The sequence below is a fragment of the Microcystis sp. M179S2 genome (genome assembly GCF_020245805.1).
In the GTDB taxonomy this organism is placed as follows: Bacteria; Cyanobacteriota; Cyanobacteriia; order Cyanobacteriales; family Microcystaceae; genus Microcystis; species Microcystis aeruginosa.
Genome location: NZ_JADBUE010000134.1, coordinates 1 through 10,984, shown reverse-complemented (window position 1 = coordinate 10,984; position 10,984 = coordinate 1). Strand labels below are relative to the sequence as shown.

Genomic DNA, 10,984 nt, shown 5'->3' with positions numbered 1-10,984 from the left:
GTCAAACCGCCGACACCATCGGTCAAAGCATGGGGGCATTGCGGCTGGGGTTGTCTCTTTCATCGCCGATTTTTCAACGTAAAGTGCTTACTCTTTAACGATTATACTCTATTATACTCTTGTTGATCGTTTAAGTCCCATTAGTCCCCCCTTGATAAGGGGGGCATCTGACAACTTTTAACGCCTACCTACTTAGGTTAGAGAAATGATAGATAAATGAGAGGATCATGATAGAAATATGAAAGTTTTCTGGGTAAAAATTAGTTAAGATAAGGGGAAATTAAAGGATAAACAACTATAGATGTTTACTTCACTCGAACTTTTAACCACTTCCTTTGTTGCCGTGGGATTAGCCGCCGATGCCGTGGCCGTTTCTCTGACCAGTGGCCTGATGATTCGTCATATTCATGTTAATAAGGCTTTGAAAATTGCTTTGTTTTTTGGGGGATTTCAAGCGATTATGCCGATGATCGGTTGGGGTATCGGTCTAACCTGTCGCGATTTCCTCGCCTCTTTTGACCATTGGATCGCTTTTATTATTTTAGGAGCGATCGGCAGTAAAATGATCTACGAAGCTGTTCAAAATGATGACGAAGAAAAAAAATTTAATCCTCTAGATTCCTATACTTTAATCGGATTAGCGATCGCTACTAGCATCGATGCTTTAGTAGTTGGTTTGGGTCTATCGATGATTAAAACTCCCTTACTTTTAGCTTGCACTGTCATCGGTTCTATTACCTTTGCTTTATGTTTTATAGCTGTTTTTATCGGGCATAAATTCGGTAATTTATTTAGTCAAAAGGTGGAAATTCTCGGCGGTTTAGTTTTAATATTAATCGGCAGTAAAATCCTCATTGAACATTTAATTGCCTAGATTATCTCCATTTTTCACTATCCTCCCTATTTTCCCCGGCTGTTTTTCAACAGGGGAGTGGCTAATTCGGGATAACCAGCCTCAATTAAAGCCTGATCTCTGATGCGACAGGAATCGCATAAACCGCAGGGTTCAACTTCTCCTTGATAACAAGACCAAGTATCAGCAATGGGAACCCCCAAACTAACAGCACGACGGACGATATCTACCTTACTATCCATCACCAAAGGGGCAATTAATTGGGGTGCTTTCCCTTCTAAACCCGCTTTCGATGATAAATTAGCTAAAGTTTGAAAGGCCTCTAAATACTGGGGACGACAATCGGGATAACCAGAATAATCCACCGCGTTAATTCCTAAATATATCGCCTCCGCTTCCCTTGCTTCCGCTAAAGAAAGAGCGATCGAAATAAAAACTGTATTTCTCCCCGGCACATAGGTAATCGGGATAATATCTGGGTTAATTCCCTCTTGGGGAATAGCTATAGATTGATCCGTTAAAGCGGAACCTCCCCACAAAGATAGATTGACTTCGATCAGATGATGTTCTTTAATATTGAGGAAATTAGCAATTTTTTTCGCCGCCGCTAATTCCCGCTCGTGTCTTTGTCCATAACGAAAGGAAAGGGCAATTAATTGATAACCAGCAGCTAGAGCGATCGCTGCTGTTGTCGCTGAATCTAATCCCCCGGAAAGTAAAATAATCGCCTTTTTTGTCATTATCCTAATGTCACCTGTGTTTGTTGATAATTAGCTACTAAGATAAATTGTTTTAGCCACCGCGAACCTAACAAAATCTCCTGAATTGCCTCCCCTGCAAAGACGGGAATTTCGTATTCCTGACCATCAATTCTTACTCTGCCTAAATATATATCAAAAAATGCTTCTCCTTGGGCAGTGCGTAACTTATCTTGGTTTAAAAATTGCCATTCAAGACTGCGAGCATCTTGGTCATTCATAACACAAAACTCCGTGAAACCAGTATCTAGCATAGCTTCTACAGGTAACACCAGACCATTAGGGCTGACTAAATCGATATCAAAATAAATTTGACCATTTTCTCCAAATCTCCCTTCAATCATATTCTGCCACTAACTCCAGTTTCATTAATGCCAAAGATATGATGGATTTTGTCGGGATATTTTGCCCTTGCTTTTTTACTAGCCACTTCTTTGTCGGGATCGATAAAATAATCGCCGCTATCGGGTTCGATCGCAATGTACCAACCATAATAATGTTTCATTAACCGGGGCTGTAAACTCTGAAAAATCGGCCAACAACGATGATAAAATTCTAATTGTCGGGCGCGATGTTTGGCCTTTTCTTCCTCTGTAGATTGAATCTCCGGAAAAACTCGACCACGACGCACTACTCGTTCAGAATTGTTGTTAGACATAGTATTTTACCTCTTGTTAGTCAATTAGGGTTTGGGAATTATGAATCATGAATTGGGAAGTGGGGAGACCACTTCGTGCGCGTTGCGGGGGGAAGTGGGGAGACCACTTCGTGCGCGTTGCGGGGGGAGACCACTTCGTGCGCGTTGCGGGGGGAGATGGGAGCAGGAGAAAAAAGCTGATAACTGATAACTGATAACTGATAACTGATAACTGACTAGCGGACTCCTAAAAACTTATGGGTTTGGAGACTGAGACGCCATTGGGGATGCTGGAGAACATAATTAAAGACTAACTCTTTGCTTTCCACTGTATTCCATTCGGGTTGTAGATATTTAATCACCCCTTCCGATAACTTACTTTCCTGCATAGCTGCCCAGTCTAAATCCTCTGGATTAGCCACGACAATTTTTAACTCATTCACCCGTGCATAAATACTAGGATCGGGCATTTTATAAGTTTTAGGAGAAAAAGTCACCCAATCGAAAACCCCAGTAAAAGGATGAGCGCCAGAAGTTTCTAAATGTACCCGTAAACCCTGATTTTTTAATTCCTTGGTCAAAGGATCAAGATTGTGCATCAAAGGTTCACCCCCGGTAATCACCACCATAGCGGGGTTAGCCCCTTTTGCCATCTCTACCAATTCCCGCAGGGATTGTTGGGGATAACGGTGGGCATTCCAAGACTCTTTTTGGTCGCACCAAGGGCAATAGACATCGCAACCTCCCAAACGGAGGAAAAAAGCATTGCTTCCCGTCCAAAAGCCCTCGCCCTGCACAGAATGGAAAGTTTCGACAACAGGATAGGTACAATGGTTTATGCTAACCGTTTTCATAGAATCATTATTATAGAAAATATGGACATTCCCCTGAACTTTGCCAAATACATCCAATGGTCTGGTATTGCCACGCTGGTTTTTTTGGTACTCACGATTATCGCTTTTCTCGTCGGTTGGGGAATCCGCTTTCGTCTCGTCGGTGTCACTAGCTTTATGGCTGTGTTGACGGTGGGGATTTTCGGTCTTGGGTTGGGACTGTTTACCCGTACCGAAATTCCTGGAGCGGTGAGATTCTCCCTTGTCTATGATAACGGAGCTAATCAAGCTGTTATCTCCCTGCCCAATACTGTTACTCCCGAGCAGGTGGAGGCAACCCTAAAACAAGCCGCTAGTGACTTGTTTTCCTCTGGTCGCGCCGGTGCTGGCGGTAATAATCAATTTATCATTAGCGCTCGCACTCTGGTTCACCCTCAGCCCGGTTTATCTGCTCCTTTGTACTTAGGACAGATTAAAAAATCCTTCTCCGGCCCGGGAGATAATACTCCTGAACTACAGCTTTTTCCCGAAAGTTTCGCTAAACTTAGCCAATAATCCTGAGAGGTTGTCAAAAAATGTCCAATGCTGTCGCTGTTTTGCCCCTGTTAATCGCCCCCGCACAAGTGATTCGGGGTGACAATGCCCTAGAAGAATCCACCGGCAAATTAGCGGATTTGGGTAAACGTCCCCTCGTGGTGGGTGGCGATCGCAATTTAGCTTTTTTGTCATCTCCCCTGAAAAATCTCACTCCTAGCTATCACAGTTACGCCCCCGATTGTTCGGAAAATTCCTTAGCATATTTAAAGGCATCTGTCAAGAGTCATGAGGCAGATTTTATCATCGGTGTGGGTGGCGGCAAGGCCCTCGATACGGCCAAATTACTCGCCCATCAGTGCCATTTGCCGATCGCCACGATTCCCACCTCCGCCGCCACTTGTGCCGCTTGGACAGCCCTATCTAACGTCTATTCTGACGCAGGGGCTTTTCTTTACGATCTGTCCCTAGCCCGTTGCCCGGATTTATTAATTCTCGATTACGGTATTATCCAAACTGCCCCGAAAAGAACCTTAATCGCCGGTATTGGCGATGCGATCGCTAAATGGTACGAAGCTTCCGTCAGTAGCGGTCATTGCACAGAAACCCTGATCATTGCCGCTGTCCAACAGGCCCGGGTTTTACGCGATATTCTTTTCCAAAAATCCCCGGCAGCCCTGGAAAATATCGGCGGGGAGGACTGGAAACAGGTGGTAGATGCCACCGTTTTATTAGCCGGAGTAATTGGTGGTTTAGGGGGCGCTAATTGTCGCACCGTGGCCGCCCATGCGATTCATAATGGTTTAACCCATATTCCCGCTTGCCATCATGCCCTGCACGGGGAAAAAGTCGCCTACGGCATTCTCGCCCAATTGCGTCTAGAAGAAATAGTTTTGGGTAATCAATTAGCAGTATCGGCCCGGGGGCAACTAATCCAGTTTTATGAACAAATTGGTTTACCGAAATCCCTAGAGGATTTAGGATTAAGAGACGTTTCCCTTGCCCAATTGCGCCACGCGGCGGCAATTGCCTGTCAGCCTAATTCGGACATTCATCGTCTGCCTTTTACGGTTTCCCCCGAACAAGTTATGGCGGCCATGGTTTCCACTACCACTGCCGATACAATCGGGCAGAAAGTTAAAGCTAATTAAGGGCAATATTTTCGGGACTGATTATTAACGGAGGCAGGGGGCAGGAGGCCGTTTTTGTAACGGGGATTTATGCCCCGCTCCCAAAACTTTTCGCCTTAAGGCGAGGTTTTAGACCCGATTTTTTCGATAAAATTCTCACCTATAGCCCTAGGTTTTGAGCAGCAAATCAATCACAGCCCTCAACTAAACCATCCTGAAAGTCCCCCAAGCCTGAAAATCCTGATGCTGACAATTAAAAGAATAATCACCCTGCAATTGTGGGTTGGGTTGAATGATAGTGAAACCCAATAGGGAGTAGGCGTTGGGGGTGGTGCGTTCCCAAATACAAATTAATGTTAAAGCCACAATGGTTTGAGGGAACGCACCCTACAGGCTCATGCTGAATACGACAAAAACAAATGGAAGGAGTAAAAAAATGCCGACGATAGATCTAGAGAAAACACGGCAAGCCTGGACAAACTTAAAGCAAATACTCTTTATCCCTCGCAACGAATCAGAATATGAACAATTAGTAATTATGTTAGATGAGTTGATAGATGAAATAGGAGAAAATGAAAATCATCCTCTTGCTTCTTTAATGGAAATTTTGGGAATATTAATAGAAAATTATGAACAGGAAAATGTTCCCGAATTATAAATGGTAGGGGTGGTGCATTCCCAAATATTGGTTAACCTTGAAATTGTCATGTTTTCAGGGAACGCACCCTAGGAAGCGATGCGATCGCCCTTTCGTCGCCATTCCTATTTCTCTTCTGCCTAGAGTCCTATCTTGTTCGGGTGTGGGGTAAAATCGGTAGCGATAGGCTTTCTCCATGGCTCAGGTTCTAGCATATATCGTGTAAATGCGCTAATATTCAAACTAAAGCCGTCCTAAAAAGACGGGGTTTGGAACCCAATTTTTCGATGACGACAAGAATCGACGAGTTAAGGCAACAATGGCAAGATCGCCTCCGGCAAACAGAGGATTCCTTAACCGATCGCCAACGGGATACCATTATCAATTGGTTACTCGGTGAAGATAGCCAACGTTGGGAAACTTTGGACCAGAGAGATTTAGAAATCGCTAAACGGGGATTAGTTTATCTTTGGCAAATTTTACGGCAACGCTATCTGAAAGTTAGTCCCACCCGCGGCTATCGTAACCTGATCGATCGTCTCGGCGCTTGTGTCACTCTCCGGCAACAAATTCGCACTTGGGTTTCCTTAAGTCGCGATCGTCGGCAAGCGGTGGCCGATGTCTTGCAAGAAATTATTCAAGAAATGTTAAATAGCGATCGCTATCTGCAATCCCAGTTAGCATGGATCGCTCGTTGTACCACCGATCAAACTACTCGCGATCGGCTGCTGTTAGCCACCCTCGAGGAATACGCCCTGCGTCCGATTCGCAATCAACCCCTGTTAGCCTATCGTTTTGTTAATTATCTCCGTCGTCAATCGAAAAGCGGTATCACTAACGTGCCGCAGCAAGAAATGATCCGGATTCTCTCCGATGAAATTAGTGGCGATGAGGGGGAAAATAGCCTAAGTTTACTGGATCAAAATGCGATCGCTACCTACGAAGATGAACGCACTTGCCAAGAAGCGCAAATTCAACGGGCAAAAGTTCAAGAGAGTTTTGCTAAGTATCTAGAGGAAAATGTTAGTCCGGAGGCGGTGACTTGGTTTAACCTCTATCTAGGGGGCGAAAGCCCAGATGCGATCGCCAAAGAGATGAATATTCCCATTCAACGGATTTATCGTCTCCGGGAAAAAGTTGGCTATCATGCGATTAAGGTTTTTGCCCTCAAGGAAGGGACAGAATTAATCAGTGAATGGTTACAAATCAGCCCGAAAGAGCATAATTTTGGCTTAACTCTCAGTCAATGGCAAAGTTACTATGCTGGCCTTTCTCCCAGGGGTAAAAGCGTTATCGATGGCTTAAAAGCGGGTAAAACCCTTGAGGAAATCGCCGGCGAATTAAACTGTAAACGCACACAAGTGGTCAAAGAATGGACGCAACTTTATCTAAGCGCCCAAAGTCTCAGGACAAAAACCTAATCAGGAGTCAGGAGATAGGAGTCAGTATTCAGGAGTCAGGAGACAGCTTTTTTTCCCATCTCCCCAATTCCTAATTCATAATTCCTAATTCATAATTCATAATTACCATCCCCTTTTTGATTTTTGACTTCAAGAAATATGTGGATTATTAGCAAAAAAGTCGGGGTATTTACCCATTATTTAACCTCTACGGGTACATTTACCCCCAGCATTGATAAAGCCAGTAAATTTTCTGCTCGGGAAATGGCGGATATTATGGCTAAAAAATACGGGGGAATAGTCGAGGCAATGAAATAATTATGACCATTGGTATTTGGATTTTAGGGGATCAATTATGGACAGGACAAGCGGCCTTAGCTAATCGTCAAGCCTATTCACAGGAAACGCCGGTTATTTTAATTGAATCCCACAATCATATTCGACAAAGACCCTATCATCAGCAAAAATTAGTTTTAATTTGGTCGGCGATGCGTCATTTTGCCGAAGAATTAAAAACTTTAGGATGGTCTGTAACCTACGAAGTTGCTGAAGATTTTAAGCCGATTTTATCTGCTTGGATTAAACGATTAGGTATTAAAGAATTACAGATTATGATGCCTAATGATTTACCTTTTCTTAGATTAATCAAAAATCTTAATTTAGACTGTGCTATAAACATAATTGATAATAATCACTTTCTCTGGACAAGGACAGATTTTAATAATTGGGCTAAATCTCGTAAAAGACTATTACTAGAGGATTTCTATCGAGAAAGTCGCAAAAAGTGGCAGATTTTAATCGAGGATAATCAACCTATAGGAGGACAATGGAACTTTGATAAACAAAACCGCAAACCGCCCAAGGATGGATTAAAAACTGCTGCTCCTCTTTGGTTTGAACCCGATGAAATTACCCTTCAGGTTATCGCTGATGTGGAAGCTTTAGATATTCCTAAATATGGAAAAATCAAACCTTTTACCTGGGCAGTAAACCGCAGACAAGCTTTACAGGTTTTGGAGCATTTTATTACTAATTGTCTGCCCAACTTTGGACCCTACCAAGATGCGATGGTAACGGGAGAAGAAACCCTCTGGCATTCCCTATTATCTCCCTATCTGAATCTAGGATTACTAACGCCGTTGGAAGTGATTCAAGGGGCAGAAATTGCCTATAAAAAAGATAATTTAGCCCTAAATAGCATCGAAGGATTTATCCGTCAGGTGTTGGGATGGCGGGAATATATGCAGGGGATTTATCATTATCTGGGAGAAGATTACGCTAATCATAATTGGTTTGAGCATCAACAACCCTTACCGGCTTTCTTTTGGGATAGTAACCAAACCGAGATGAATTGCCTCAAACAAGTATTATCACAGGTGGAAAATACTGGTTATGCCCATCATATTCAAAGATTAATGATTTTGAGCAATTTTGCCTTAATTTTTGGTTGCTCTCCCCAAGAGATTGAAAACTGGTTTCATAGTGTTTTTATCGATGCCTACGATTGGGTAATGCAGACTAATGTGTTGGGAATGGGACAATTTGCCGACGGGGGAATTCTCGCCTCCAAACCCTACGCCGCCTCGGCCAACTATATTGATAAAATGAGTGATTATTGTCGGGGTTGTCTGTATAAAAAAAATGAACGAGTCGGGGATTTAGCCTGTCCTTTTAACTTTCTTTACTGGGATTTTTTGGCACGACATCGAGAAAAATTAAAATCCCAAGGTCGAGTTAATATGATTTTAGGTCATCTCGATCGAATGTCGGCAGCTGAACTTAATCAAATGCGCTACCAGTCCAACCAATTACGAGCTATCAGTAGTCAGCTTTGAATCAGTTATCAGTTATCAGATGCCAGTTTTTAGTTCACTGATTACTGTTTACTGTTTACTGCTCACTGAAACACCCCCAAACCCCAAACCCAGTATGATAATTGCTATATGAGTAAATCAAAGGAAAAAAACCGGATTGCCTATCAGGAATTTGGAAATGAAAGTAATTCTCAAGCTTTTGAGCGTTCCATTCCTGAATTACCCCCAAATCAGCAGAATTTGCGAGTACAAACCTCCCGCTCCGGTCGTGCGGGAAAAACCGTTACCATAGTTACAGGTTTTCAATGCCAAACCGAAACTCTGACGAAATTATTAAAACAGTTAAAAACCGCTTGCGGAACGGGTGGTACAGTGAAAGAAAATACCATTGAGATCCAAGGAGATCATCGCCAAAAAATTGTACAAATTCTCATTGAATCGGGTTACAAAGCCAAAATTAGCGGAGGATAGCTTAAAATCATGATTCCCTCTTGGTTGCTTATCGGTGTCGTGGGATTTTTGGTAGCGTTAGCTGGGGGATTACTCAATTCTCGCGATGTACGTTGGTTTGCGCGATTGCGTCGTCCCGATTGGTTAACCTTTGAAAGATTAATCCCTCTTATCTGGACAATTATCTATATTTGTGGGGCAATTTCTGCTTATTTAGTCTGGGAAGCTCAACCGGCTAATCGCTGGTTTTTGATGGCTTTTTATCTGTTGGTGGAATTGACTATTACTGCCTATACTCCCGTCACCTGTAAACTACGCAGTCTCAAAGCGGGAACGATTATCGGAGGTACGGGTTTTTTCTTGGGTTGTCTTCTGGCGCTATTGGTTTTCCCTGTTTCTTCTTGGGCGGGCATCCTACTCCTACCCTACCTGATTTGGAGTCCGATCGGTACCTATGTGACTTGGGAAATGAGCCATCTCAATCCTCGGGATGTCTAGACAGGTAAAGTGGGATGGGTTAATTTTTAACCCATCCCACAGATCTTATTGCCATCTACCAACTTGAAAATCTAGACTGTTTTTCGCACTTTAACTCGCTCTACCTTTACCTTGGCTGGACTGGAGCAATCAAGGAAGTTAGGGACTTCCTGACGACAGTGAGGACAATACCAGTAAGCACGACTAGCCACAAGGTGACGAAGGGTAATTCCCGAACATATAGGGCAGCTGTGCATGGATTGTTAGACTAATTTTAAAAGCTTTTAAAATTGTCCTACCTCCTACTGCGATTTTAAACAAAATCGCCGCTCTTTAACTCTAACTTTAGGTAGAAACCTAGTGTTTCTTTCGATAGACTTCCCAGAAAATACCTAGGGATGAGGACGGAAAAGATGGGAATGTTGCGGGTGATAAAGTTGCGATCGAGTTCCTGTAATCTGGTTTAAAGCGGGACTAATGAGATAAAGGGTAGTTCTAGTTAAATTTTCCCGATGGGTTAGTTGGGCCATCTCTGACAGGGGGACAACCCAGATTTTTTCGTCAGGCCAACCGAGACGGAAACAAACGGCCACCTGTTGCTCTGGCTGGTAGTATTTTAGGAGTTTTTCCTGGGCTTTGTCAACATGACGGGCGGCTAAATATAGGCATAAACTGGCTTTATGAGCGGCTAAAGAGGCTAATTCTTCACTTGCTGGCATGGGAGATGCTTTTCCTTCCACCCGGGTTAGAATAATTGTCTGGACTAATTCCGGAATCGTTAATTCTAGGGACAATTTGGCCGCTAATCCTTGAAAGGCACTAATTCCGGGGATTAGCTGAAAGGGGATATCTGCTGCTGTCAAAAGATGAATTTGTTCTTGGATGGCACTATAGAGACTTAAATCCCCCGATTGCAGTCGCACCACCGCTAAACCCCGACGCACGCGATCGATCATTAAAGGGATAATTTCCTCTAGGGTGATGCTACTGGTGGGAATTAACTCGGCATCTTTACGACTATCCTCAAGAATCTGTTTGGGGACGAGGGAATCAGCAAAGAGGATAACATCGGCTTTTTGGAGAATTTTATCGGCTTTTACCGTCAATAATTCCGGATCTCCGGGACCGGCACCAATAAAATAGACGGCCGGGAGGAGAGGAGAGGAGTCAATTAAAGTCATACTAAATCCTGTTTACAAGGGGTGTGGGGTGTGGGGTGTGGGGTGTGGGGTGTGGGGAGAATAAATAAAAACAATCTCCTGAATACTGAATACTGTCTCCTGAATACTGAATCCTATCATTAACCTGAACATTTGTATTTAATTAGGGTAAAACTGACTATAATTAAGTGGGTGGGTGGAATTAAATATAAGATGAACGTAGGTTGGGTTGAAGCATGAAACCCAACGTCCGCATGGGTTACGCTACCGCTAACCCATCCTACAAATAATTGTGCCTCCC

General features: G+C 43.4%; 15 protein-coding genes. 9 read left to right on the top strand and 6 right to left on the bottom strand.

Translation table 11 applies throughout. The annotated features are described in order from the left end of the window. Positions 1–301 precede the first annotated feature (301 nt). Positions 302–874 (top strand): manganese efflux pump MntP, encoded by a 573-nt coding sequence (locus tag IM500_RS07775; protein ID WP_012265686.1) that lies wholly within the window; start codon positions 302–304, stop codon positions 872–874. 26 nt (positions 875–900) lie between these two features. On the opposite strand, the gene queC is transcribed toward IM500_RS07775, so the two are convergent. From queC to IM500_RS07755, 4 genes are all read right to left on the bottom strand, one after another. Further along, positions 901–1,593 carry a 7-cyano-7-deazaguanine synthase QueC gene (gene queC / locus IM500_RS07770; protein WP_190720500.1) on the bottom strand — a complete coding sequence of 231 codons (693 nt, stop codon included), beginning with the start codon at positions 1,591–1,593 and terminating at the stop codon, positions 901–903. Further along, positions 1,593–1,955: an aspartyl protease gene (locus IM500_RS07765; RefSeq protein ID WP_147070668.1), complete on the bottom strand. Its 363-nt coding sequence runs from the start codon at positions 1,953–1,955 to the stop codon at positions 1,593–1,595. The genes queC and IM500_RS07765 overlap by 1 nt, the downstream gene beginning before the upstream one ends. Further along, positions 1,952–2,269, bottom strand: a complete 318-nt coding sequence (locus tag IM500_RS07760) for a hypothetical protein (protein WP_046661710.1) — start codon at positions 2,267–2,269, stop codon at positions 1,952–1,954. The genes IM500_RS07765 and IM500_RS07760 overlap by 4 nt, the downstream gene beginning before the upstream one ends. Positions 2,270–2,484: 215 nt before the next feature. Continuing rightward, positions 2,485–3,102, bottom strand: coding sequence for a 7-carboxy-7-deazaguanine synthase QueE (locus IM500_RS07755; RefSeq protein WP_190720495.1), 618 nt, complete (start codon positions 3,100–3,102; stop codon positions 2,485–2,487). On the opposite strand from IM500_RS07755, the gene IM500_RS07750 reads away from it, so the two are divergent. The 3 genes from IM500_RS07750 (at position 3,079) to IM500_RS07740 (ending at position 5,403) form a co-directional block, all read left to right on the top strand. After that, on the top strand, positions 3,079–3,636 hold the full coding sequence (locus IM500_RS07750) for a Ycf51 family protein (RefSeq protein WP_287738076.1): 558 nt from the start codon (positions 3,079–3,081) through the stop codon (positions 3,634–3,636). The two genes, IM500_RS07755 and IM500_RS07750, sit on opposite strands and share 24 nt — an antisense overlap. A 20-nt stretch (positions 3,637–3,656) precedes the next feature. Next, positions 3,657–4,766: an iron-containing alcohol dehydrogenase family protein gene (locus tag IM500_RS07745; protein WP_012265683.1), complete on the top strand. Its 1,110-nt coding sequence runs from the start codon at positions 3,657–3,659 to the stop codon at positions 4,764–4,766. Between the two features lie 415 nt (positions 4,767–5,181). Then, positions 5,182–5,403, top strand: a complete 222-nt coding sequence (locus IM500_RS07740) for a hypothetical protein (RefSeq protein WP_287738075.1) — start codon at positions 5,182–5,184, stop codon at positions 5,401–5,403. A gap of 54 nt (positions 5,404–5,457) precedes the next feature. On the opposite strand, the gene IM500_RS24440 is transcribed toward IM500_RS07740, so the two are convergent. After that, positions 5,458–5,580: a helix-turn-helix domain-containing protein gene (locus tag IM500_RS24440; protein ID WP_353737899.1), complete on the bottom strand. Its 123-nt coding sequence runs from the start codon at positions 5,578–5,580 to the stop codon at positions 5,458–5,460. Between the two features lie 89 nt (positions 5,581–5,669). Between IM500_RS24440 and IM500_RS07735 the strand changes: the two genes are divergently transcribed. From IM500_RS07735 to IM500_RS07715, 5 genes are all read left to right on the top strand, one after another. Beyond that, positions 5,670–6,803 (top strand): HetZ-related protein 2, encoded by a 1,134-nt coding sequence (locus tag IM500_RS07735; RefSeq protein WP_287738074.1) that lies wholly within the window; start codon positions 5,670–5,672, stop codon positions 6,801–6,803. Between the two features lie 138 nt (positions 6,804–6,941). Beyond that, complete coding sequence (locus IM500_RS07730; RefSeq protein ID WP_002750171.1) at positions 6,942–7,100, top strand: hypothetical protein; 159 nt, start codon at positions 6,942–6,944, stop codon at positions 7,098–7,100. 2 nt (positions 7,101–7,102) lie between these two features. Then, positions 7,103–8,617, top strand: a complete 1,515-nt coding sequence (locus tag IM500_RS07725; protein WP_287738073.1) for a cryptochrome/photolyase family protein — start codon at positions 7,103–7,105, stop codon at positions 8,615–8,617. Between the two features lie 108 nt (positions 8,618–8,725). Next, positions 8,726–9,067 (top strand): translation initiation factor, encoded by a 342-nt coding sequence (locus tag IM500_RS07720; protein ID WP_002781759.1) that lies wholly within the window; start codon positions 8,726–8,728, stop codon positions 9,065–9,067. A gap of 9 nt (positions 9,068–9,076) precedes the next feature. Then, positions 9,077–9,544, top strand: a complete 468-nt coding sequence (locus tag IM500_RS07715) for a TspO/MBR family protein (RefSeq protein ID WP_002799098.1) — start codon at positions 9,077–9,079, stop codon at positions 9,542–9,544. Between the two features lie 371 nt (positions 9,545–9,915). Here IM500_RS07715 and cobM read toward each other — a convergent pair whose 3' ends face one another. Further along, positions 9,916–10,704, bottom strand: a complete 789-nt coding sequence (gene cobM, locus IM500_RS07710; RefSeq protein WP_190722641.1) for a precorrin-4 C(11)-methyltransferase — start codon at positions 10,702–10,704, stop codon at positions 9,916–9,918. Positions 10,705–10,984: the final 280 nt, after the last annotated feature.

Bases quoted from the DNA above. Each gene is read 5' to 3' on its own strand.
- IM500_RS07775 (WP_012265686.1), top strand. From the start codon at position 302: ATGTTTACTTCACTCGAACTTTTAACCACTTCCTTTGTTGCCGTGGGA.
- queC (WP_190720500.1), bottom strand. From the start codon at position 1,593: ATGACAAAAAAGGCGATTATTTTACTTTCCGGGGGATTAGATTCAGCG.
- IM500_RS07765 (WP_147070668.1), bottom strand. From the start codon at position 1,955: ATGATTGAAGGGAGATTTGGAGAAAATGGTCAAATTTATTTTGATATC.
- IM500_RS07760 (WP_046661710.1), bottom strand. From the start codon at position 2,269: ATGTCTAACAACAATTCTGAACGAGTAGTGCGTCGTGGTCGAGTTTTT.
- IM500_RS07750 (WP_287738076.1), top strand. From the start codon at position 3,079: ATGGTTTATGCTAACCGTTTTCATAGAATCATTATTATAGAAAATATG.
- IM500_RS07755 (WP_190720495.1), bottom strand. From the start codon at position 3,102: ATGAAAACGGTTAGCATAAACCATTGTACCTATCCTGTTGTCGAAACT.
- IM500_RS07745 (WP_012265683.1), top strand. From the start codon at position 3,657: ATGTCCAATGCTGTCGCTGTTTTGCCCCTGTTAATCGCCCCCGCACAA.
- IM500_RS07740 (WP_287738075.1), top strand. From the start codon at position 5,182: ATGCCGACGATAGATCTAGAGAAAACACGGCAAGCCTGGACAAACTTA.
- IM500_RS24440 (WP_353737899.1), bottom strand. From the start codon at position 5,580: ATGGAGAAAGCCTATCGCTACCGATTTTACCCCACACCCGAACAAGAT.
- IM500_RS07735 (WP_287738074.1), top strand. From the start codon at position 5,670: ATGACGACAAGAATCGACGAGTTAAGGCAACAATGGCAAGATCGCCTC.
- IM500_RS07730 (WP_002750171.1), top strand. From the start codon at position 6,942: ATGTGGATTATTAGCAAAAAAGTCGGGGTATTTACCCATTATTTAACC.
- IM500_RS07725 (WP_287738073.1), top strand. From the start codon at position 7,103: ATGACCATTGGTATTTGGATTTTAGGGGATCAATTATGGACAGGACAA.
- IM500_RS07720 (WP_002781759.1), top strand. From the start codon at position 8,726: ATGAGTAAATCAAAGGAAAAAAACCGGATTGCCTATCAGGAATTTGGA.
- IM500_RS07715 (WP_002799098.1), top strand. From the start codon at position 9,077: ATGATTCCCTCTTGGTTGCTTATCGGTGTCGTGGGATTTTTGGTAGCG.
- cobM (WP_190722641.1), bottom strand. From the start codon at position 10,704: ATGACTTTAATTGACTCCTCTCCTCTCCTCCCGGCCGTCTATTTTATT.